This window comes from Mycobacterium scrofulaceum, assembly GCF_001667885.1.
GTDB lineage: Bacteria > Actinomycetota > Actinomycetes > Mycobacteriales > Mycobacteriaceae > Mycobacterium > Mycobacterium scrofulaceum_C.
Genome location: NZ_LZJW01000109.1, coordinates 1 through 22,672, shown reverse-complemented (window position 1 = coordinate 22,672; position 22,672 = coordinate 1). Strand labels below are relative to the sequence as shown.

The 22,672-nt window shown below is 63.2% G+C and carries 24 protein-coding genes and 1 tRNA gene; 10 read left to right on the top strand and 15 right to left on the bottom strand.

Features of this window, described 5'->3' with window-relative positions; all coding sequences use genetic code 11:
* Positions 1-18 precede the first annotated feature (18 nt).
* The 9 genes from A5681_RS17010 to A5681_RS16980 all read left to right on the top strand — a co-directional run bounded on the left by A5681_RS17010 (position 19) and on the right by A5681_RS16980 (position 9,458).
* Positions 19-1,095, top strand: coding sequence for a diacylglycerol kinase (locus A5681_RS17010; protein WP_067277301.1), 1,077 nt, complete (start codon positions 19-21; stop codon positions 1,093-1,095).
* A gap of 167 nt (positions 1,096-1,262) precedes the next feature.
* On the top strand, positions 1,263-2,489 hold the full coding sequence (locus A5681_RS17005; protein ID WP_067277300.1) for an Nramp family divalent metal transporter: 1,227 nt from the start codon (positions 1,263-1,265) through the stop codon (positions 2,487-2,489).
* On the top strand, positions 2,490-3,545 hold the full coding sequence (locus tag A5681_RS17000) for a poly-gamma-glutamate hydrolase family protein (RefSeq protein WP_067277298.1): 1,056 nt from the start codon (positions 2,490-2,492) through the stop codon (positions 3,543-3,545).
* 23 nt (positions 3,546-3,568) lie between these two features.
* Positions 3,569-4,393, top strand: a complete 825-nt coding sequence (locus A5681_RS16995; RefSeq protein WP_082968406.1) for an LLM class F420-dependent oxidoreductase — start codon at positions 3,569-3,571, stop codon at positions 4,391-4,393.
* A gap of 40 nt (positions 4,394-4,433) precedes the next feature.
* A tRNA-Arg gene (locus tag A5681_RS16990) sits at positions 4,434-4,506 on the top strand.
* Between the two features lie 280 nt (positions 4,507-4,786).
* Positions 4,787-5,755, top strand: coding sequence for a hypothetical protein (locus A5681_RS27190; RefSeq protein WP_231996341.1), 969 nt, complete (start codon positions 4,787-4,789; stop codon positions 5,753-5,755).
* Between the two features lie 308 nt (positions 5,756-6,063).
* Positions 6,064-8,259 (top strand): hypothetical protein, encoded by a 2,196-nt coding sequence (locus tag A5681_RS27185; RefSeq protein ID WP_156738019.1) that lies wholly within the window; start codon positions 6,064-6,066, stop codon positions 8,257-8,259.
* Positions 8,260-8,474: 215 nt separating this feature from the next.
* Complete coding sequence (locus A5681_RS26650) at positions 8,475-9,107, top strand: DUF732 domain-containing protein (RefSeq protein ID WP_082968405.1); 633 nt, start codon at positions 8,475-8,477, stop codon at positions 9,105-9,107.
* Positions 9,108-9,194: 87 nt separating this feature from the next.
* A complete protein-coding gene (locus A5681_RS16980) occupies positions 9,195-9,458 on the top strand; it encodes a hypothetical protein (protein ID WP_067277293.1) in 264 nt (87 codons plus the stop codon).
* A 166-nt stretch (positions 9,459-9,624) separates the two neighbouring features.
* Here A5681_RS16980 and A5681_RS27180 read toward each other — a convergent pair whose 3' ends face one another.
* The 15 genes from A5681_RS27180 to A5681_RS16915 all read right to left on the bottom strand — a co-directional run bounded on the left by A5681_RS27180 (position 9,625) and on the right by A5681_RS16915 (position 22,059).
* Entirely contained in the window at positions 9,625-9,921 is a 297-nt protein-coding gene (locus tag A5681_RS27180; RefSeq protein WP_156738018.1) for a hypothetical protein, read from the bottom strand.
* The gene (locus tag A5681_RS16975; protein ID WP_156738017.1) at positions 9,918-10,283 is read right to left on the bottom strand and encodes a hypothetical protein; all 366 of its coding nucleotides are present in this window, start codon (positions 10,281-10,283) and stop codon (positions 9,918-9,920) included. The genes A5681_RS27180 and A5681_RS16975 overlap by 4 nt, the downstream gene beginning before the upstream one ends.
* A 45-nt stretch (positions 10,284-10,328) precedes the next feature.
* Positions 10,329-10,697, bottom strand: a complete 369-nt coding sequence (locus tag A5681_RS16970; protein ID WP_156738016.1) for a hypothetical protein — start codon at positions 10,695-10,697, stop codon at positions 10,329-10,331.
* A gap of 331 nt (positions 10,698-11,028) precedes the next feature.
* The gene (locus A5681_RS27475) at positions 11,029-12,501 is read right to left on the bottom strand and encodes a PIN domain-containing protein (protein WP_197498624.1); all 1,473 of its coding nucleotides are present in this window, start codon (positions 12,499-12,501) and stop codon (positions 11,029-11,031) included.
* Between the two features lie 1,024 nt (positions 12,502-13,525).
* On the bottom strand, positions 13,526-13,837 hold the full coding sequence (locus tag A5681_RS16955) for a hypothetical protein (RefSeq protein ID WP_067277279.1): 312 nt from the start codon (positions 13,835-13,837) through the stop codon (positions 13,526-13,528).
* Positions 13,834-14,208, bottom strand: coding sequence for a hypothetical protein (locus A5681_RS16950; protein WP_067277277.1), 375 nt, complete (start codon positions 14,206-14,208; stop codon positions 13,834-13,836). Before A5681_RS16950 ends, A5681_RS16955 begins: the two co-directional genes overlap by 4 nt.
* Before the next feature lie 1,114 nt (positions 14,209-15,322).
* The gene (locus A5681_RS16945; protein WP_067277264.1) at positions 15,323-15,562 is read right to left on the bottom strand and encodes a hypothetical protein; all 240 of its coding nucleotides are present in this window, start codon (positions 15,560-15,562) and stop codon (positions 15,323-15,325) included.
* A gap of 225 nt (positions 15,563-15,787) precedes the next feature.
* Positions 15,788-16,306, bottom strand: coding sequence for a hypothetical protein (locus A5681_RS26640; protein ID WP_156738015.1), 519 nt, complete (start codon positions 16,304-16,306; stop codon positions 15,788-15,790).
* Positions 16,303-16,728, bottom strand: a complete 426-nt coding sequence (locus tag A5681_RS26635; protein WP_082968403.1) for a DUF2742 domain-containing protein — start codon at positions 16,726-16,728, stop codon at positions 16,303-16,305. The genes A5681_RS26640 and A5681_RS26635 overlap by 4 nt, the downstream gene beginning before the upstream one ends.
* Positions 16,729-16,822: 94 nt before the next feature.
* Positions 16,823-17,014 carry a helix-turn-helix domain-containing protein gene (locus A5681_RS26630; protein ID WP_082968402.1) on the bottom strand — a complete coding sequence of 64 codons (192 nt, stop codon included), beginning with the start codon at positions 17,012-17,014 and terminating at the stop codon, positions 16,823-16,825.
* 219 nt (positions 17,015-17,233) lie between these two features.
* The gene (locus tag A5681_RS16935) at positions 17,234-18,346 is read right to left on the bottom strand and encodes a tyrosine-type recombinase/integrase (RefSeq protein WP_067277252.1); all 1,113 of its coding nucleotides are present in this window, start codon (positions 18,344-18,346) and stop codon (positions 17,234-17,236) included.
* A gap of 376 nt (positions 18,347-18,722) precedes the next feature.
* On the bottom strand, positions 18,723-19,595 hold the full coding sequence (locus tag A5681_RS16930) for an NAD(P)-dependent oxidoreductase (protein ID WP_067277249.1): 873 nt from the start codon (positions 19,593-19,595) through the stop codon (positions 18,723-18,725).
* A 46-nt stretch (positions 19,596-19,641) separates the two neighbouring features.
* On the bottom strand, positions 19,642-20,817 hold the full coding sequence (locus tag A5681_RS16925) for a thiolase family protein (RefSeq protein ID WP_067277245.1): 1,176 nt from the start codon (positions 20,815-20,817) through the stop codon (positions 19,642-19,644).
* Positions 20,817-21,242 carry a Zn-ribbon domain-containing OB-fold protein gene (locus A5681_RS16920; protein ID WP_067277242.1) on the bottom strand — a complete coding sequence of 142 codons (426 nt, stop codon included), beginning with the start codon at positions 21,240-21,242 and terminating at the stop codon, positions 20,817-20,819. The genes A5681_RS16925 and A5681_RS16920 overlap by 1 nt, the downstream gene beginning before the upstream one ends.
* Positions 21,243-21,261: 19 nt before the next feature.
* Complete coding sequence (locus A5681_RS16915; RefSeq protein ID WP_067277377.1) at positions 21,262-22,059, bottom strand: SDR family NAD(P)-dependent oxidoreductase; 798 nt, start codon at positions 22,057-22,059, stop codon at positions 21,262-21,264.
* 223 nt (positions 22,060-22,282) lie between these two features.
* Here A5681_RS16915 and A5681_RS16910 point away from each other — a divergent pair.
* A partial coding sequence (locus A5681_RS16910) for a TetR/AcrR family transcriptional regulator (protein WP_156738014.1) occupies positions 22,283-22,672 on the top strand: 390 nt, incomplete at its 3' end.

The following is a 22,672-nucleotide window of genomic DNA, read 5'->3' as shown; positions in this document are numbered from 1 at the left end:
CCACGCTAAGGAGCCGTCATGGCAATCCCCGTCGTCCAATTGGGCACCGGCAACGTCGGCGTCCACGCATTGCGAGCGCTCATCACCAACCCGGAGTTCGAACTCAGAGGCGTCTGGGTGTCATCGGAGGCAAAGGCCGGCAAGGACGCGGCAGAGCTCGCCGGCCTTCCCGAATCGACCGGGGTGCTGGCCAGCACTGACCTGGACGCCGTGCTGGCCACCGGACCGCAGTGCGCGGTCTACAACGCGCTCGCCGACAACCGGTTGCCCGAGGCGCTGGAGGACTACCGGCGCGTGCTGGCGGCCGGAATCAACATCGTCGGAAGCGGCCCGGTCTTCTTGCAATACCCCTGGGAGGTCATCCCCGACGAGCTCATCAAGCCCATCGAAGACGCTGCGCGGGAAGGCAGTTCGAGCGTATATGTGAACGGGATCGATCCCGGCTTCGCCAACGACCTGCTGCCGATGGCGCTGGCCGGCACCTGTCAGAATATCCAGCAGATTCGCTGCATGGAGATCGTCGACTACGCGACCTATGACAGCGCCGCCGTCATGTTCGACGTGATGGGTTTCGGGAAGCCGCTCGACGAGATCCCGATGCTGCTGCAGCCCGGCGTGCTCAGCCTGGCGTGGGGATCGGTGGTGCGCCAGCTGGCGGCGGGCCTGGGCATCTCGCTCGACTCGGTCGCGCAGGAGTATGTGCGCGTCCCGGCGCCCGAGGACTTCGACATCGCGTCGGGGCATATCCCGAAGGGCAGCGCCGCAGCGCTGCGCTTCGAGGTGTTCGGCATGGTCAACGGCGACCCCGTCGTCGTCCTCGAGCACGTCACCCGTCTGCGCGAGGACCTGTGCCCCGAGTGGCCACAGCCGGCTCAGCACGGCGGGTCCTACCGCATCGAGATCACCGGCGAGCCGTCCTACGCCATGGACGTCTGCCTGAGCAGCCGCAAGGGCGACCACAACCACGCCGGGCTGGTCGCCACCGCGATGCGGGTGGTCAACGCGATCCCCGCGGTGGTGGCCGCGGAGCCGGGAATCGTGACGACGCTCGATCTGCCGCTGATCACCGGCAAGGGGCTCTACCTGCCCGAGTAGCCGGCCGCACCCGCGGGTATAGAACCGGTCGGGTCGCTGGGCCCAGGCGGCAGGCCGTCGCCGCCCGCCCGGGGAGACGTGGCCGAATCGTGGGTGTCCTACGGTCCGCGACGAGTATTCGGCTAACCTCACTTTCTTATTCGGCCGTATGAATCGAGGGCGACACGTTGACGGAGAGCAGCCAGGCCACGCTGAAGAGCAGCTGGTATCTGCTCGGGCCTGCCTTCGTCGCGGCGATCGCCTATGTCGATCCGGGCAACGTCGCCGCCAACGTCAGTTCCGGCGCACAGTTCGGGTACCTGCTGCTGTGGGTGATCGTCGTGGCCAACGCGCTGGCCGGCCTGGTGCAATATCTGTCGGCCAAGCTCGGCCTGGTGACCGGACGCTCGTTGCCCGCGGCCATCGGCAAGCGGATGAGCCGCCCGGTCCGGCTGGTCTACTGGGCTCAGGCCGAACTAGTGGCGATCGCGACGGACATGGCCGAAATCGTCGGCGGCGCAATAGCCTTGCGAATCCTGTTCGGCTTGCCGCTGCTGCTCGGCGGGGTCATCACCGGGGCGGTGTCCCTGCTGCTGTTGGCCATCCAGGACCGGCGCGGCCAGATCATCTTCGAGCGCGTCATCACCGGACTGCTGCTGGTCATCGCCGTCGGGTTCGCGGCCAGCTTCTTCGTGAAAACGCCGCCGCCCGACGCCGTGCTCGGCGGGCTGGTGCCGCGATTCCGGGGCACCGAGAGCGTGCTGCTTGCCGCCGCCATCCTGGGTGCCACGGTGATGCCGCACGCGGTGTACATGCATTCCGGGCTGGTGCTCGACCGCCATGGGCATCCCGCCCAGGGCTCGCATCGACGCCTGCTGCTGCGGGTGACCCGGTTGGACGTCGTGCTGGCAATGGCCGTGGCGGGGACGGTGAACGCCGCGATGCTGCTGGTCGCCGCGATCAACCTGCAGCACCGCGACATCAGCGCGTCCATCGAGGGCGCGTACTCCGCGATCCACCACACCCTGGGCCCCGCCATCGCGGTGCTCTTCGCCGTCGGGTTGCTGGCGTCCGGGCTGGCCTCGTCGTCGGTGGGCGCCTACGCCGGCGCCATGATCATGCAGGGCCTGCTGCACCGCAGGATTCCGATGCTGGTGCGCCGCTTGATCACCGTGTGCCCCGCGCTGGTGATCCTCGCGTTCGGGTTCGACCCCACGCGCGCCCTGGTGCTCTCCCAGGTCGTGCTGTCGTTCGGGATACCGTTTGCGGTCCTTCCCCTGGTAAAGCTGACCAGTGACCGTCAGCTGATGGGCGACGACACCAATCATCGCGTCACGACGGTTATTGGCTGGGGCGTCGGCGTAATGATTAGTCTGCTTAACGTGGTGCTCATCTGGCTGACGGTGACCGGCTAAATGCCGGGCCGCCGGCACGCCTACTTCGCATATGGCTCGAACCTGTGCGTCAGGCAGATGGCGCTGCGTTGTCCCGACGCCGCCGATCCGCGCCCGGCCGTCCTGTCCGATCACGACTGGCTGATCAACCAGCGCGGCGTCGCCACTGTCGAACCATTCGCCGGCAATCAGGTGCATGGCGTGATCTGGCAGATCTCCGACGGCGACCTGGCGACCCTCGATAGCGCCGAGGGCGTGCCGGTGCGCTACCGGCGGGACCGGCTGACCGTGCACACCGACGACGGGGCGTCGCCGGCCTGGGTCTACATCGACCACCGGGTGACACCGGGTCCGCCCCGGCCGGGTTACCTGCCCAAAATCATCGACGGCGCCGTGCAGCACGGGTTGCCGCAACGCTGGATCGACTTCTTGCGGCGCTGGGATCCCTCGGGCTGGCCGCGCCGTGCGCCGACGTCGGGCCCTGCGCCGCAATCGCTTTCAGCGTTGCTGAGCGAGCCAGGGATCAGCGAGGTCAGTCGATTACGGTCGCGCTTCGGCTTTCTCGCCATCCACGGTGGAGGGCTGGAGGAGATGACCGACGTGATCGCCGAACGGGCCGCGGACGCCGCCGGAGCGTCGGTGTACGTGCTGCGCCACCCCGACCGCTACCCGCACCACCTGCCGTCGGCGTCGTTCGACCCGGCCGAGTCACCACGGCTCGCCGAATTCCTCGATCATGTCGATGTGGCGGTGTCGCTGCACGGCTACGGCCGCATCGGGCGGAGCACCCAGCTGCTGGCCGGCGGCCGCAACCGCGCCTTGGCCGCGCACCTGGCCCGGCACATTCAGTTGACCGGCTATCAGGTGATCACCGACCTCGAGGACATCCCGCCGGAGTTGCGGGGGCTGCATCCGGGCAATCCGGTCAACCGGGTGCGCGACGGCGGTACTCAGCTGGAGCTGTCCCCGCGCGTCCGCGGCATCAGCCCGCGCAGCCCGCTGCCCGGCGGCGACGGCCTGTCACCGGTCACCAGCGCCCTGGTGCACGGCCTGGCGGAAGCGGCTCGAACCTGGTAATTGTCCTCATCTGTTGAACGGAGTTGTTGGTGGCCAAGGATTTTCGTTTCGGAATTAGCATGCGCTTCGTCAGGTCGCGCGAGGCATTCGTCGAGAAGGTGAAGCGCGCCGAAGATGTCGGATTCGACATTCTTTGTGTGCCAGACCATTTGGGTGCGGCCTCGCCGATCGCCGCGCTGACCGCGGCCGCCATGGTCACCACGAGACTCAAGCTCAGCATGTATGTCCTCAATGCGGCGTTCTACAAGCCGGCCCTGCTCAGCCGGGACCTCGGCGACTTGGACAAACTGAGCGACGGTCGTCTCGAGATCGGCCTTGGAACCGGCTATGTGCGCGAGGAATTCGAGGCGGCCGAGCTGCCGTATCCCAGCGCGGGCGCCCGGGTCGACTACCTCAAGCACATGACGGTCTATCTCGAGGAGCAGCACCCGAAGACGCCGATCCTCATCGCCGGCAACGGCGACCGGGTGCTGACGATTGCCGCCCAGCACGCCCACATCATCGGGCTGACCGGCTCGCGGGTCAAAGAGGCCGACGACCCGCTGACCGAGCGCATCGAGTTCGTCCGCAAGGCCGCCGGCGACCGATTCGACTCGCTGGAGTTGAACCTGGCGATCACCGCCCTGCCGGCCGAAGGCGAGACCATGCCCGACCTGAGGATGACCCGGCAATACGCCCCGGAGCTCTCGGACGAGGAGTTGCTCGAGCAGACCTCGGTGCTCAGCGGGACGCCCCGCGAGATGGCCGACAGGCTGAACTTCTACCGCGAGAAGTACGGCGTCACGTCCGTCACCGTGCAGGACAACCACATCAAGAACTTCGCGAAGGTCATCGCGGAGCTGCGCTGAGCCCGTCGGTGCGCAAGCGGCCGGTAAGCTCAGGCGGTCCGCCCTCGTAGCTCAGGGGATAGAGCACGGCTCTCCTAAAGCCGGTGTCGCAGGTTCGAATCCTGCCGGGGGCACAGGCATGTATCGGCTGGTCAGAGGGCGTTTTTGAGGGTTTCAGGTCGGCGGTTCGTGCGATCCGTGTGCGATCTCTCTAAGTATGTGCCAGCGTTCACCAGCGCATCGTGGGCGGCATCGGGACTGGTTCACCCCAGGCAGCCGACGGGCGAGTCGACGCCGAACAGGGTCCGCAGCTTGGTGATCTGCTCTGGCCTCAGCGGCGACGCGGCAGCGTCGGGGCGCGCCCGTTGGAAAGTTTGAATTCTCGCAGTGGACAGCCAGTAGCATCCTCTGTTGATGTCGGAGACCTCTGATCAGAACATACCGCCGGGCGGTCCTGACAGGCCCCCATCAGCGCTCGATGCCCCGGCCCAGGACATCCTCCCTCCCCGGCCGGGAGCTGATCGACTGACGCGGTTCAAGGTCATGCCGCAGCTAGTCTTTGCGCCGGTTTCATTCGAGCTATGCCGAGCGGCGCTGCACCTGCGCATGCTTCCACCGAGGACGGATTCAGTAGTCGTATTTGTACACGGTCTGAACGGCGATGGTTACTTAACATGGGGAGAATTCCCGAAGCGCATGTTCGAAAGCACCTACGGGGTAACACCGGATGTAGCGGTCTTCGACTATTTCAGTGGAAGGCGTCGTTACTTAAGAGTTCGTCCGTCTGTGCCACAGGTGGCCGAGGAACTGGCGCGCTGCATCGTTGAACTCCAAGGAATCTATGACCAGGTTTTCTTAATAGCTCATAGCCTTGGAGGGTTGATAGCAAAAGACGCCGTTCGCATTTATTTGCAGCAATACTCACAGGAACCGGACTCGGTCAAAAGATTAGCCGGCCTACTGCACTTCGCTTCCCCGCTTAAAGGGTCAAAATGGGCAGTGCGTTTTGCGTGGCCAGCAGTAATTGAGATCCGCTATCTTTGGCGGGGAGCTAAGTACCAGTCCGATATCCATGAATTCTTCGACAGTAATGTAGATACTACCGATTTGGACCGTCGTGGCAATCGCGCTTACATGCTGCCAATTTATGCTGCCTATGGGGAACACGACTGCGTGGTCGGCCGTAAAAGTGCGACTTATGGTGTCTTTCACAAACAGCGGCATCCATTTAGCACAGGGCATTCAAAAATTGTGAAGCCAACAACGGCATCATACGAGCAAGTTACATGGGTTGAGAACAAGCTAATTGATATCTCATATAATCGAACAAAAGTCCGGGAACAACTGGACCGAGATAGACGCGCTTCGAATAGGGGCTCATGACCACTATGATCGAGCGCAGCATTGAATGGGGCCGGGCATATGGGTATCCGTAGCCGTCGCCGTGACAAAGACGGCCACAGAATTGTGTCGATAGGTAATCTATGAACTTGGCATGGCTGGTAGCTGCATTGATCCCGACAGAGATCGGGCCAGCCTTCGAGGGCGACCCGCGGGTCGCACCTCGCCCCGAGGCAGACCTCGCGGGTCTGCTTTCGGGGTTCAGGCCCGCCTGGGCGCGCCCGCAAATCTTCCCATCCGATGCAGATTCTCGTGCTGAGCCCGACTCGGCCCTTCGACACGTTGATCGAATGATCTACGGAACCGACGGGAACGCCGGTGTCGAAGGACTAACAGAATATTTGCTCGATGAGGCGCTGACAGATGACCTTGCCAAAATTGGCAGCTTGGCCGTCGTGATCAGCCCTTACATCGCTGGTGGCGATCGATACGGGCTTTGTGAACAAGTTCTGGAGTCGGCGCTAGCGAGGCTGCAAGAACAAGACTCTCCAAGCCGCCTGATACGTGCGGCATTGTTGGCCCAACGAGCGCTCCGGCGCCGAGACCGGGGGCATCAGTTTCTTAGCGATGTCGCCACATGCCTTGATGAGTTGACCGGAGTCGATTCCTCCGAATGCGACTTTGTGCTGAGTGAAATTTCCGATGCCACTTCATCTGTGGTGGTCGATCGAATTGTGATGGCGCTGCGCCAATCCGTGTGGAGTCTCGTGCCAGGCGGCATAGGCGCTGACCAGATACTTCATAGCGACAAGACAGGGAATGACCATTCACGCGTCTACGGCTGGTCAGAGGCCTACCTGAATATCGCCTGCGGCGCAGCGGACGAGTACGGTCGCTGGCTAAACGACCTGTACTCCTCTCAACTGCAACGCAATATCGTGACTACATGGAGCCGTAGCGATCCCGATCTATATTTCCAGACACTAGCGTTAGAGCGCCTAAGCCATAAGGCGGCGTACTCGTATCGCAAGCAGCTTGCCATGATGCGACTGGTTAATTCACTGCCAAGCCTGCGCCGTCCCGACGCGGCCGCCTGCGTGCGACTCCTTCGACACTCCGAATCCGAGAAGGAACTTTCGCTCCTACTCAATCGGATGCTCAGTGGGGGTCCCCTAGATGCGATTGCGATTGACTGCCGTCAGATAATCTCAAATCGGTTGCCTGACAGCAGTATCCGAGATGTCGAATTACTTGTTCTGTCCGCGGGCGCGGACCTGCTACCCCGAGCAGAGGCAGAGGTTGCGCTCTCTGGAGTCCTGCAATTGATCAACGATGGCGGTCCTGCGCTAGCGCCCGGTTCATCGCAAATCGCCTCTTCGCGCTACGGAGAAGCATGGGTTGCGGCCGCCGCGCTCGGCGGCACCGCAGGCGCCTCCTCGCTCGTTGCTGAGCGCCTGCTCGAACAAGCCCGCCTCAGGGGACTCCAGGATGAGCTCTGGGACAGGATGTTTGCGGACATCGTTAGACGGATTGTATGGGCCGATGTCTCCGACGGAGTACGCGCCGATTGGCGAAGCTTGGTCGCTGAAAATAGCACCCTCATCGGGTCTTTCACCGTGGACGCTGTGCAACGTGCACTTGAGATACCTGCTGATCCACCACCGGAGACTGGCGATTCACTCAATTGGGCCGCGGATAGGCTTAATTACCGTCTGCGCCAACAGACGAATCCGCCCATCGAAGAGGCAGTCAGAATCTTCGAGATAGCAGCGAAGGAGATGCGAACTATTGCTGCTGAAGCCGAGCGGCATCGTTATCGACGGGGAGTGGTCGTCGCCTCGCAAGTTGCATCTACCGCGTTGTCATTTATTCCGGATGCAGACGCTGCTATGTGGGCGTTCGTTCTTGATTTTCTGACAAATGCGGAAATACCCCGCTCCGACCGCTCGCTGGGATTCGATGCGATGCCAGCATCCCGTGTTTCTGTACCTTCCGGCGTCGTTGGCGAATACAGGGAACGGATGAAGGCAGCAATTGAACAGCCCGAAGTCCCGTGGGTTGCCCCCGATGTTACTTTCACCCCTTATCCATCAGCATTGCGGTTTGGATTCGCACACCGCTTCATCTCGGACGACGAGGCCTTCACTTACACAGCGCGTCTGATCTCACGGCAAGAGCCAACCGCTGTCGAGGCGGCGGCTGTGACTCTTAGCAGTTTCTCCGAACGATCAGACGCTAGTTGGATCCAGACGCTCGCCGTCCAGCTAAGCCATGACGGCAACCCCAACGTCCGTGCAGAGGTGATTCGGGCACTCTCGCGGACCGCCGACCGAGCGTCGGCCAATGCAGACATCGCCACGAGCCGACTGGCGGAGCTGCTGCGTGACGACGGGGTCGACGTTCCACTCCGAACCCTGAGCGCACTGGCGGGTATGGCGAATATTCCCGCCGAGGTACGGGCCGTAGTAAGCGAACTTCAAGGAAGCCACCCCTCAAAGCGAATTAGAGACCGAGCTGCGGAACTTGCCGCATCGCGGGAGGGATGAACCCGCCTTTCGATGCGCGGCGCCCCGCGCCCGAGGGAGCCCCGACGCCGTCGAGGGCAACGGCTCGTCGTCATCTCGGTGCGCATTAAGGAAGCGCTGGGCCTGCGCCACCGGACGGTTACGGGGGACGGACGAACCGCCTGATTTGAGGCCACGATGGATGAACGGGCTCTGCGCGTCAGGTTTTCTCTGTGTGCGCTGTGTACCGTCGCAGCATGAGCAGCGATGACACCGCCGCCTCCGAGCACGGCGTGGACGCCGAAACCGCCGCCGTGCCGCAGCCCATTATCGAGGCGCCAGAGTTGGCCTGGTCTGCCGATGATGATGACGACATCGATGAGGCACCGACCAACCGGCGCGGTCGGCTGACATGGGCCGGTCTCACGGTGCTGGTTGTTGCCGTCACCGCCGCGCTGCTCCTGCTGGTATCAACGCTTTTTGAGCGGCACCATTCGAATACAACTAAGCGGCAACCGACCCCTTCTCCGTTGCCAACGTCTTCGAGTGTGGCAACTACACCAGCACCACCGACTATGAGTGTGAGGGCAGCGCCTGAGCCACCCGTTTACGTCCCGCCGCCGCCGTCCCACTGGTCAGCACCGCCAGTGTTCACAAGCGCGGATAACCAGTTTCTCGCAGAGTTGCGGAGCATGGGCATCGACCTCCCGACTGCTAACGCAGCCAAATACGCAATTGATAACGCGCACAACGCATGCAACTACCTCGCAGCGCACCCACGGCCAGAAACAGTCACTTACGTGCAGCGCCTCACGATGTGGAGGGACCAGGAATCTGCGAGCAAGTTCGTTACCAGCGCGCAACTTGTCTACTGCCCGCAACTCCTCTAGCGCGTCTCCGCAGTTCAGAGAAATAGGAGCGTGCTACTGAGCGTTGCACTCGATGTGGGGAATCTTTATGGGAAGGGGGACGCACCGGTGCTGTACTACGCGAACGGCGGGCCGGGTCCGGCCGGCAAGCTGTTTCGGGTTGACGCACCGGCCGGTGGCTCGTCGGCCGACTGGCTGGCGGCACCATCCGCGAGGTGGGAGCCGAAGCACGGCTGGCTGCCGTACAACGCTCAGCCTGAGATTCTGGCTACCGGTGAGATGTTCCTCATTGATTCCTCGGAAGTCGAGCGGGTCCAGCAGGAGATGATCGAGCAGTACGAGCAGGCGCAGCGCCGATTCGCGCACCTCTGAGTAGCTAACCGCCGCAACGACATTCAGCCCCGGCTCTCTCGGTCGGGGGCTTCGTGCTGCACGGGACAGGAAATCGCGCCGGAAGGTGATCAATTCTGATCACCTTCCACAGAGCCACCAAATCCCCTGGCCGGTACCTGCCATCCAGACCGGCCCGGTTCGGCCGTCAGCGTTGATCTGGGGCCGATTTCGGCGGCGCTGAGAACGCCGCGACTTCCTCGGCGCTCAAGTCCAGAGCCTCCGGCATTGTCAAGCCGACAGCGCGGGCCTGCTCGATGGTGCGAGACGCGGCGCGGCGCGGCCGTGCCTGCGGCGGTTGGAGCCGTTCACCACGAGTCACGTTGGGTTCCGGCTCACCGGGCCTGGACAACAGGGGAGCATGACCGGCGCGCTCATCTACAACGTGCGGACTGCTGTCACCGTCACTGAACGCGATGCTGTTGGCCTTGCCCAGAACGATCATGCGCTTCTCGCCCTTCTTGGGACCAAAGTGATTATTTCATCGCATGTTACGACGAAGCCGCGCTGACCACCTATCGGGAACGACTCAAACGGCGCATGCAGCCCTGAAGGCAGTTCCCACGACTGAGCGCGAACCGGCTCACCGGCCGCGAGCCGCTGATCAACCAGCGCCGTCACCCGCGCCCGGTAACTCCGCTCATGCTCGGCCCACTCGTCGCCGGTGACGTCAGACAGCACCACGTTATCCACATCGAATAACTCACGCTCAGCGCGCTTTTCGACAACATGCCGGTAAGCACCCGGCGCGTGAATTTCCATGTCTCCGTTGGCGTTCCGCGATCGACTGTTCCGCTCGACCGGCATCAGGCAACCTCCTGCTTGTCGAATCCGTCTGCGGTGCAGATACGCTCAGCCACGCTGCGCCGCCTGCCGCATCCTCTCGCGGTCCCAGCGGCTCCGCGCAGCCATCTGCGCCTTCCTGCTCGTAACCGACTGCGGCTCGGGCGCTTCGGTGGATAGTTGTGCCAGCAGCCGTGTGATAGCCGAATCCAGCAGCCGAATCTCGGCCGCTATCTTCAACTTCAGCGACACCATCTCCACCGACTTGTAGCGCCCGTTCAACTCGACGCGCCGGTCCACCGCATCGGCAAGCAACTCCCGCACCTGCTCTTCAGCCGCTGACCAAACGAGGTCTGTCCCTGCGGATTTCGACGCCGCCGCGAGTTCGTCATCAAGCGCCGCCAAAAGCCGTTGTGCCGCTTTGGTTCTCGCCGCCATGACACACAGCATATCCCAGCAGGTCAAGCATTGGGCGCTTCGCCTCCAACGGCCCGACATGCGGCCCCGGTACCGTGACCCTCGGACGGCCTGAAAGTCCGCGAGCATGGCGCACAGCCCCGGCAACGCATTAGCTGCCCCCGCAGCAAGGGTTAGCTGTCCGCGCAGGTCAGGCCCCAGAAGGTCAGCCGCCAAGCGTGCGGACCCCCGTGACATGGTTCGGCCATGTGCACCGCTCAATAGGGGTAGGGGGTGGGCCCCAAGGGGGCGCGCGAGCGGAGTTGGGAGGTTAAGTGGCGCAGCCTGAACCGAGAATGCTACGTGTCGATACCTACTCTTTGATCTCTGGCGGTTTATCGCCATCATCTATCGCTCCGCCATCGAGGTCAGGCACGTCGGGAGGGGGCACTTCTCGGGCTTCGTCCCGTTCCGACATCGCATCGGTCATGAATTTCACGGTCCAGGCGTCGACGACCTTTCTCTGAATATCGGCAACGGCCGCCGTTGCAGTGAAGTCGGAAGCGATGGCATCGACAAGCTTTCGCTGGACTTCGGCCGCGATCTGAGTCATGTTCGGGGTGTCAAGGCCCTCAGAGAACTTGCGTGCCGCCTCGGCCGCGATCTGAGTCATGTTCGGGGTGTCAAGGCCCTCAGAGAACTTGCGTGCCGCCTCGGCCGCGATCTCGGTCATCGGAAGCACTCGGTACTGGTCGAGGTTGAAAACTTCGTTCGGCCATCGGCTTTGAAACTGTTCCCACCCACCGCGCATCGGATCTTCAGGCAAGGCCTCGACCGATGCCACGCCCAGCCATACCACATCACCGTCTGCGTTGATCTCCATTCGGCCATCCACCCGTAGGTTTTTTCGAATCGAAGTCGTATCCCCTGTAATTGTGGCTAAATCAATCATGGCATCGACGGTTATGTTGATTTGCGCTGTCCATGCGCCGGCTCCGCGCCAGGCTGCGTCAACGAGTTCGAGGTCGTCCGTATTGATCACAAGTTCCCGAATTGATGCTTTAAACGTTGCGAGCGGCAAAGCGGCAGCGGCAGGCTGCAAACGCATCTTTATGACTTCGTCTCTCAGCACATTTTCGAGTGCAGTTTTATTGACGCGATTAAGTAGAGCATCGCGTTCATCGTCAGGCAACGGGTCGTAGCGTGCATCCAGGTGCTGCTTGAGTCGACCCAGTCTGCAAACGTACTTGATGCGGCCAGACGCCTGTTCAGCTTCTACCTCGTCGATCAAGTCAGGATGCAGTGGATAAGGGCACTCTTCGGAATCGATGCCTGGCGCACCGAAATCGCTCTCGTTCTCGCTAACTATCCAGACCTCGCAATCGCTATCCTCGGTCGCGATACTTCGAACTGTGTGCCAAATCAAAGCGTCACGGAAACTGTCTTTCGTTTTATTCGAATAGGGCGCGCGCCCATCAATCGCACGCTGAGCCAGATCCATTGGGTCTATCCCTGACGGTAGCGGAACGATCTCAGCGCCTATTTCTTCCAGTCGATTTCGCAAGGCTTTCGGATAACCTTCGATGCTGGCATCGATAACTTCCAACATTCCCTGCTGAACTTTGGTGAGACCAAAGTCACCAAGCCATAGCTTTTTGACGTTATTCCGAATCACGCGCCACCGCTCGGGAACATGCTTTAAGGCTTCGCGCTCCACCACCGCAGGGACTACAAATCGCAAGTCCCATTCATCCGCCTTTTCGACCAGATAAATCCATGTGTCTGAGTCGAACAGAGGTTGGTTACGGATGATATTCGTATCGACGACGATGACGGTTGCGCCCATTGCTAGCTGCTTTCGGTTTCCGAAGGGCATGGATGGAACGGTCTTTGACTACTCAAGCTAGCCGACCAACGCACCCCCAAGACTCTGAACCGCTGCATCTCCACGGCCCTCGTCTCAGCTCTGGTACGCGTACTTGGCGGTTGCGATGCGCCTTCCTCGTGACTAGTCCCGCTCGACGTCAGGAGCTGTCAGCGGCGGGGCCGGGGCGCAGCGCTGCGACGCGATTTGCCGGTTCGGCGCTGTGGCGGGTGACGCTCAGTCCGCCGGTTCGAATTCCTATGCGGCACCTACCGCTCCCTTTAGCTCCACGGCATACTCCGAGCCTGGCGGAGCGGCGGTGCTGGAATCCCCAGCGGAGCCAGCCGCCCGGTGCGCCAGGCCGTCAGAATGTCGAGGTCACCCACACAGTCCTGCGCCGTGACCGGCGCGCCGACCCGTATAGACGACACCGGGGCAGCGGGGGTCGCCTTTGACTGCCGTCCCTTGGTTCCGTGACTGTCAACCTGGCCCATGTGGAGATCCTCCTACCGTAGCGATGGAAGCTGAGGGCCGGGCCGGGAGCCAGGAACCGAGCCCAGCAACAAGCTCGCGCCCTCGACGCTCGACGCATAGCCCCGTCGCCAGCGGCTTACGCCAAGGCGCGCCACCGGAACGGGTTGCAGCAGCACTGCGCCCAACGGACAGACCAGCCCAGACCGGAAGGCCGAGGAAAGGAAGCCTTCGTTCGGAAAGCGGTCCGAGCCGATCAATCATTGTTGCCATCACCACTCAGCCCCGTGCGGCAACAGCTTCTTCCGCAACCGCCCGCTCCGCAGCAGCAGCCAGGGCAGTCCGGCGGGCGCCCTTTCAGCAGACCGCGCAACAGCGCGCTCGTGTACCTGCTGCTGCGCCCGCTGACCCAACATCCACCGCAACCTTGCCGCAGCCATCGCCACCGCCTCATCAATCGAGCGGGCGGTCAGCCAGCCCGGCGGGACGGGAACATGTAGCGTCAGCCACTCCGTGCACAACTGCGCAGTCATGGCTAGGCGCTGTCCGGCCGGTACGGTTCACCATTCGTGTACTGCTTACCGGTGATCGCGGGGCTGAACGGCGAGTAGATCGGCGGCGCCGGAGTGTCATTGGCAATGGCCTTGGTCAGGGCGTGATGGTTCTGCACCAAGACGGCGTACTGCTTGGCCTTCAGCGTGGCCTCGGCCTGCGCTTCATCGAGTCCGGGAATACGCTGCGCTAGAGCCGCATTCAGCCAGTCGGCCGGAACGCCTCGCGAGGCCAGGTAGTCGGGGAGTTCCTCACTGAGCGTCGGGATTTGCGCATCAGGCGCGGAACGGATCAATCCTGGACGGCCGTATGCAATTTGGACTTGTCGGTCACGCTGTCCAGGACGCGCTCCTTGCGGTGCCAGAACGACTGCGCAGCAAGTCGGGCCTCGACATCGTTGCCGACCTTCTGGCCCCTGACCAGATCGTCCACGCGGCTTTGCGCGGCGTCGGCGTCGGCCTTGACGGCGTCGAGGGCTGGTTGCAGGGCCAACGCCGCATCGCTCACCTGAAAGGCTCCGGCATTGTCTTTCAACACATCCGGCGAGATATTCGGTGAGTGCGCTGCGCGATAGGGGCTGTAGTAGTTGTCCACGACCGCCTGTTGCGTCCGGTAGCCGTGTTCGACCGGCGTGGTGCCCCCAGGGTCGATGAAGCCGACCGGCACGGGCGGCGGGTAAGCGGTACGCGCTGGGGCGGTGCCCGGTAGAGGGCTGAATGGGGAGCTAACGGGTGCCATGGCCTCTCCTTGACTGAATCGAAATAGGCTGCTAGGGCCAAGCTTAGACGAGCGGACCCGCATTCGTCTGACACCGAGCCGTTGTGGCTCAATGTGTTTCAGGATGCAGAGGCCATCGCGCACGACAAGTGCACATTGCCAGGCTGCCCGCACATGACGGGAAGGCCACATTCCCGGCAGCGGGGCGCACGGCTTACCCGCTGGCGGAATCGGGTCGGCGCAGTGCGAAGCAGATAGTCGGCGCGAGCATGGTGCTTGGGGCAAAGGGCGGCGTAATCTGACGGATCGACCGACCACCAGCAGCGGCGCTGCGTGTCGAAGCGCAGGTTAGATTGCGGCGCTGAGGGTTTGAGCGCGGCCTGTATGCGGACGGTGGCCCCGCAGCGGGCACACGGCCGACCGGCTAGGCGCTTGCGCGCTGCCCGGTGGACACTCTTGTAAGTTGGCCCCGACATATGCACACTGTGGCATGTGAAGCGACAGCGCGGCAATGGCCAGCGGCACCTCGACACAGGACCAGGTGATCCAATCTGATCACATACCTTGCAAATTCGCCTGATCAGCGACATATCGACTTCACTCCCGGCGGCAATATTCGTGATAACTCATTGTGCTAGTACTCCGCGTGTCATTGTGGCCCAATACTTTTTACGGCAGCGTGCGCCGCGTGGTCGTCCTGCTGAGTGCGGACGGGTTGAAGCAGTCGACGCATAATCCGGCCACATAGGCGGCGTACTGTTCGGGAGTCGAAGCGGTCACTGCTGCGGCCCTGTCGCTCGTCCGGCCGAAGGCGTGCTTCCGTTGCGAATTGCGTCTTCGTAGTTCTCGCGGGCAGTCCCATAACGGATGTTGGCAATCCGCAAGTGCGCCTTGCGGTCGTTCCAATGCAGCGCCAGCTTGCCGCCCCGCCGGGCGGACCCTTCCCGCGAGCAGGCCAGACATAGCGAATCCCAGCCCCCAGCTCCACGCTCGCGGATCTTTTGCGGCCCTGAGGATGGTAGTACCGGAGCGGCACGGTCGAGCCGTCCTGGACGATGCGCCCTCACGACACATTCCTTGACGACATGAACCGCTCACGCGCCGCGTTCAATTCGGCTTGCAGGGCAGGTGACTCGCCAGGGTGACTGTAAAGCACCTTTGACAGTGCGCGAAACACCGGCTCGATCAGGTCGGGCCGGTCACGCTCCACCCTCGCGAATAGCGCATCAGCCCACCCGCTTTCGTCGCCCGGCCAATAGGCCTGCCGTTCCGCCTTCTCGCGGCCCAGCTCCTCGGCCGTCACCAAGCGAACGCCGAACAGCTCACAGTCCGGCGCGGAATGTAGGTGCGGTGATTCTTCGGCATAGCCTTGAGCAGAGCGACCACCTCGCGGTCGTACTTGAATTCGATTGCCCACCAGCCATCGTCAAGTTGGCCAAAATGGACTTCAGGCTTCATTTGCGATCGCGATGTCTCCTTTGCGGGTTGGTGGTGTGTTGGTGGTTCGAGAGCCTGGAAGAGAGCGCGGTCATGGTTCCTGCTCGCACCACTCGCGAAGGTCGGCCGCGTAGTCAGCATCAAGGTCCGGTCCATCGCTTTTCCGCTGCCCGTTGCTTAGTGACGTACCCCTGTTGCGTTGTCCAGGCCTGTCCTGTCCTGTCCTGTCCCCCTCGCTTTCTGTTTCGGTTTGTGACTCGCTTAGCGGTTCGTTAACCAATTCGGTTTTCTGCTTACGGGGACGGCCCCCCTTTTTGCCGTTCTTCGCATTGACCAGCGACTGGTGCGCGACCTGTTCACGCGTCCTCTGATAGCCGAGGTGATGAACGATCTGGTAGTGCTGGCCGTGGTCTTCCCACCACCCGACAGACACGAGTTCTTCTGCCGCCTCTGGCCTTTTGGCCCAGCGCCTCATGTCGTCCTTGGCGAGTTGACCTTCAGTGCCTTTGCGGTTCGACCACGTCAGCCCTTCGTGGTGCAATCGGTATGCGGCGTCGGTGAGTGTCCAACACTCGTCAGCGAATTCGTCGCCGGTCTTTGTCCACGTCATGCTGCGCTCACCCGCCTCGCCCACGAGTTCGCGTCGAGGAAGTCTGCTCGGTCGCGGTTCATCCTCGCAATTGCCGACCAGTCTTCGGACGCAGAGATAGCCTGTGCCGCAGCGGCTAGCTGTTCCTGCGCCGTTTCCAATCTGAGCGCCCAGTGCTGAGCCGCATCGAGAGCAGCGGCCAGCTTCGCCGGGTGGTCATCGCGCAGCGCACACCATGCCGGTGTTCCTACCATCGGGAACGACTGCACGCCAGACTGTTCCAGCATGCGGTCGCGCCACAATTGGACTTCGAACCATGCAACCTGTCTGTTAGAATGGCGGTAGTCGTTGGCTTGCGACTGGTGTTGTGCGGAGGCCGGGGTTTGACCGCCCCGGCTCTCGCCGTTTCTAAGGCCTGGTGGCCCGTCCTCGATGACTGGCATTGTGCTGGTGGTCCTTTCGTTGTCTCATGTGCGCCCCGCCCTCTCTTCGGATTGCAGTAGGTATGTGTGCGCGTCCGGCTGCTGTCACTTGGGTCTAGTCACTGTGGGTGGGTACGAACAGCGCCTCTAGCTCGTCAGTGCGGATGTACACCTGACGTCCACCGGCCACCCGATAGCCCTTCAAGCGGCCTTCGCGAATCCATTGGCGCACAGTCGAATACGGGATGCCATATCTTCCGCGAACGTCCTGCAGTGGGATTGATACGGGCTTGGTGGTGGTGCTCATTGCCGTCCTTCTTTTTGCTCCATGATGTTGGCTAGTGCTGGAAGCTGTCGCCTTAGCACGCCTCACCGAAGCTACGCCCGACTTATGTTGCGCTCCAACGGGATTCGGCACTTGTCCACAACGCGTTTCTACGATCCATCCGCACCCGGCCTGGCCTGCGCATACGGGAAAAGGCTCCCTGGCCAGGGAGCCTTTTGTGATTTCTGTCACATGCTCGGGTTAGGGCGTGTCAGCGGCCAATTCGCTTAGCGCGGCAGCAATCTCAGCATCCCGGCCGGATACCACGCTCTGATAGATCAGCGAGGCCCGCACGGTGCTGTGCCCCAGCCGCGCCATGCTCTCCGCGAGGGTGCCCACACGGGCTATCTGGGTGCCCGCGAAGTGCCGCAGATCGTGTATGCGCAAATCATCGCGCCCAATGTCCTTGAGCGGCTTGGCAATTGCCTCCCGAAATACCTTGTCGTTGAGGTGACAGCCTCCGCGCTGTGGTGGGAACACCAGCCCATCCTTGCCCTTCTCGGCGAACACGTCCAGGTGGTGCTTGAGGTCGGCGCGGATGTGCGGCGGGATCACGATTGCACGCGGCTTGCCCGACTTCGGTGTGTCGATACGGCACTCGCCCCGGTGGGTGGCTCCCCGGCCGACGTACAGCACGCCGCTGTCCACGTCGATGTCTCGGCGGCGTAGCTCGATCAGCTCGCCCCATCGCACGCCGCACCAAGCGCTCACCAGGACGGCGGATTTCAGCCGCTCCGGTACAGCATCGGCCAGCTTGGCGACCTCGGGCACCGACAGGATGACCGGCTCCCGCTTGCGCTGCGGGTTCATCACGCGCTCGATCTGGCACGGGTTGGCCGGTAACAGGCCGTCCTTGACGGCCGTCGCCATGACGGCATGCAACAAGCCGTACGCGTGGGAGTTCCGGCGGGTGTGCTCGGTGCCCAGCCCCGCATACCAGGACCGCACCCGGTCAGCAGTCAGGTGGTCGACGGGCAGCGCGCCCAGCTTCGGCTTGATGTGTTGCGTCAGCAGCGACTCATACATAAGGCGAGTGCGAGCCTTCACCGGGCGATCCTTGACCCACTGCGCCGCGTACTCCCCAACTGTGATTACGCGGGCCGTGCGGGCCGCTGCGCGCCGGGCCGGTGAGGTCCAGTTGTCCAACTCGATCAGCTTGCGTTCGTCGGCCAGCCAGCCCTCGGCGCGGGGCTTGGTGCTGAACGTCGTCGGCGCGTTGTGCCGTACAAGCTCGTGGACATAGGACGCCTGGAAGCGGCCGGACGGCAGCTTGCGGATGTGCCCCCAGCCCCGGCTGCCCTTGGTGCATGCCATGGTGGTTTTCCCCTCGTGCGATCTCCGTGCTATCTCCCACGCTACATGCCATCGGTTGCCAGCGGTTTCAGCGAACGGCCAACCGCAGTGAAGTGCCTGCTAGACGCCCCTTTTCGCTGGCGTGGGCGCATGGCCGGATTTGGGTGGCCGACTAATTCGAATCCTGCCGGGGGCACTCAAGGCCTGTATGACTTCGGCTGATGCTGGACATTTCACCTTCGGGTGATGCCTGACAGTGTTTCGGTTGATGCTTGACAGTTGCTTCGGCTGATCCTTGACACTCCCTGAATGAGGGAGTTGAGCGTGGCCGAGCAGAGGTATCGGGCCGTGATGGATCGGTGGATAGGTCGCGTCGACGAGCCTCGCCAAGTCTTGATCACTGAGACTCGGTCGCAGCGGCGTGAGGCACGCCCAGTCCTTCGGCGAGATCTCGCAGAGCGATCTGCGCCAGCGGCAGGTCCACGCCCACCTCGCCGCCGAGGCCCAGCGCCAGGCTGAGATCCTTTTCCCCCAATTCGCGGGTGTGCAGGAACGGCTGGTACAGGAAGTGATCCGGGGCCAGCGGCCTGCTCATGTCGTCGCGGAACATCATTGCGCCGGTGCCACCGCTATGTGCGTCGGTGTGGCGCACGACCCGGCTGAACGCTTGCACATCAAGACCCGCCAACTCGGCGAGCTTCATCGCTTCGCAGGCGGCCGCAAAAGACGTGAAAGTCAGCATGTTGCGCGCCAGCTTCATCCGGGTCCCCGAGCCCGGTGCCCCCGCGTGAACCACCATCGACGCCCACTGCTTGAAGGCCGGCTTGACGCGCTCGTAGACGCCCCGTTCAGCACCCACCATGACAGCCAGGTCACCCGTCTTCACCGCTTCCACGCCGCCGCTGACCGGTGCATCGATGACGTGAATGCCGGTCGGCTCCAGTTCCGCCGCGAGCTCGACTGCGGTTCTGTGATCTATCGTCGAGTGGATCGCGATGACGGTGCCGCGCTTGACGAGCGGGGCGAGCCGTGCCACCACGTCGCGCACTTGCTCGTCGTTCAGCACCATGACACTGATGATGTCGGCGGCCGCCACATCATCCACCGTGTCGGCGACCTGCACTCCGGCGTCGGCGAATGACGTTGTCGCATCGGGCCTTACGTCGAAAACGATTAACCCGCCCGGCCAGCCGACCAACCGCTTGGCCATGGGTGCACCAAGATTGCCCAGCCCGATGAAGCCCAACTTCGGCGCCTGATCTTCGGCCATCAACTACCTCCTCGGAGTCGCATGATCATTGTGCACGACGGCATTCTCAGGCCCGCCGCAGCAGCATCGCGGTGGTCCCGCTGTTGGCCGCCCCGACGCCGACCGCGGCCAGCTTCGCACCGTCGACCTGTCGCGCAGCCGCCTCGCCACGGATCTGCAGGCACGCTTCATGCAGATGCCCGAAGCCGTGCAGACGTCCGCCGGATAGCTGCCCTCCGGCAGTGTTGATGGGTAATTGTCCGCCCAGCGAGATGCGCCCCGGGTCGGCGACATACCGCCCGGAATCTCCGACTGGGCAAAAGCCGAAGTCCTCTAGCCAGCAGAGCACGAAGACACTGAACCCGTCATACAACGAGGCCACGTCGACGTCGGCGGTGGTGAAGTCGGTGCGATCCCAGATCGTGGACCAGCGCGAACTGATGCGGGTGATGTCTTCACCTCCCTCCCAGGTGAAACGGTCGTGGTGGGCGCAGTCGAGAGCCTCGACGGCCACCCCCGGGTGGTCCAGCCCCGCGACGTGCTCGGCACGCGAAACGACGAATGCGGTCGCGCCGTCGCAGGCGATGTCGCAGTCGAACATGCACAACGGGTCGGAAACCATGCGCGCGCTCAGATAGGCGTCTAGGTCGAGTGGGTCGCGATAGATCGCCGTGGGGTTGCGGGCGGCGTGGGCCCGTTGCGCGATAGCTATCGACGCGAGTTGCTCCCGAGTCAGGCCGTACCGCAGCATTCGCGCACGAATCTGCAGCGCCGCCAGGTTGGCCGCCGTCGCACCAAAAGGCATCTGCCAGCCCAGCATCCCGGCGGGGCGGCCGCCGCCAGACCCGTACCCCTTGCGCCGGCCGGCGCCCTGGGCGGTGCCCTCCCAAATGCTGCGCCAGCACAGGACGTGATCGGCAAGCCCGCCTGTGACGGCGAGCATTGCGTCCACCACGGCGCCCAGCTGCCCCGGAGATTCCACTCCCCCGGCGACCCAGTTCGGGTTGATCCCCAGCGCGTCATGGATGTCGCGAAGGGACGCCCCGGAGAACCCGACGCCGGGTTGCGAGGACCCGGGATAGGTTGTGAGTCCATCGATGTCAGCCAACGACAGGCCGGCGTCGGCAACCGCGGCAAGACACGCCTCGGCGGTGAGCTCCAGGGGGTCCCGCCCCAGCCGGCGGCCGATTGCCGACTGGCCGATGCCGCTGATGATGGCCCGATCGGTCACCGCATCATTCATCAGCGCTCCGGCTCGAACAATGGGATGAACACCTCGTCGTCACCGTCGATGCATCGATCGAACGTGACCCGAACGGGCATATTCGGGGTGACTTCGTCGGGATGGACGTTCACCAGGTTGGTCAGCAGGCGCGCCCGCGCGTCCTCGACCGGGTTGACGAATGCGATCACGTACGGCGGCGCGAACCCCGGGAACCACTGATGGCGGTTCACCGTCCAGGATTCGACGAACCCGCGGCCGCTGAGGTCGACATACTCGGTCGCCGCGTGATCAATAGGGCACAGCAGCGCGGGCGGGTGACACAACCGCCCGCAGTCGGTGCAGCGCTGCATGCGCAGCACTCCGTCGGCGCCGGCGGTCCAGAAGGGCCGACTTAGAACCGTCAGCGCCGGAACCGGCCGGGGAGTGTCTGGTATGTCAGTCATGGGGTATGGGAATCGACTGCTAGCCAAACACTCCCGGCGATTGCGAGTAGTCCACCGTCGACAGTTCGGTCATGCCCCCATCGACGTGAAGCACCGTGCCGGTCACGAACGCCGCGTCGTCCCCCGCGAGGAACGCCACGGCGGGCGCGATCTCCACGGGGCTGGCGCCGCGCTTCATTGGCGAGGCCGCGGCGGTGCGCGTGTAGTTGTCCCATTCGGTTCCGATCAGTTTCTCCTGAGCCTCCGTGAGGGCGAACGGGCACACCGCGTTGACGCGGATGCGGTGGCGAGCCCACTCGTTCGCGGCCACCTTGGTCAGTGCCGCCACCGCGCCCTTGGCCGCCGAGTACGGAGCGGTGTAGGCGATGCCGGCGAGGGCGGAGCCCGACACGAAGTTGATCACCGACGCCCGCCCCGACTCGCGCAGGAACGGGAAGCAGAGCTGCATGAACCGGAACGTAGCCTTGGGCCCCGTGGCCTCAGAAAGCTCCCAATCCTTGTCGGTGACCAATTCCAGTGCCTTCGGCATCGCGAAGAACTGCGCCGCGTTGACCAAGACGTCGATGCGGCCGCCCCCGGTTTCCGCCGCCTCCTGAACGGCGGCTTCAATCGCATCGCGGTGGGCGACGTTGGCCCTGATGAAGGAGGCCCGCCCGGAATTGCCCCGAATGCGCTCGACGCGCTCAAGGCCCTTCTCCCCGTTGAGATCGACGATTGAAACGTGAGCGCCCAGGCTGGCCAACTCCTCGGCGATGGCCCCGCCCAACCCCTGAGCCCCGCCGGTAACCAGCGCGTATCTGTCCTCGAGACGAGACAAGACCACTCCTTGCTGCGATGTAACAATGGAACATTAAGCGTTCAATTATCCAATGATTGCAGATCGCCGCGGCGGTGCCTAGTACACCCGCCTCGCCCCCCGCCGTTCGAAAGACCCGGGGGTGCGGCCGTCATCGCAGGGCCGGGGCGGCTCCCGGGCGCAAAGCCGCACGTCGCGTAGCATGAAGACCTGAGAACACCGCCCTCGGCCTCGTAGGAGTGAGATGTTGACTGATCCGGTCACCAGCGAATCGGCGGCCGGCGCCGACGTCGACCGCCGTGACCAGATTCTCGACGCGGCGAACGAATGCTTCGCTCAGTTGGGCATCCAGCGCACCAGTGTGCAGGACGTGGCGCGCATGGCGAAGGTCTCGCGAGGCACCATCTATCGGTACTTCGTCGATCGCGATGTCCTGATCGAAGCCGCCATCGAGCATGGCGCACAAGGCTTCTACCGTGAGGTCGCCGCGGCGATGGCCAAGAAATCAACGCTGGCCGAACAACTCGGCGCGATGGCCGAGACCCATGCGAAGATCCTGCTGGACCACCGGACTCGCAACCGGCTGATGGCCGACGATGCGGAGTTGATGCGGCACATGGTTGCCGACGGTGAC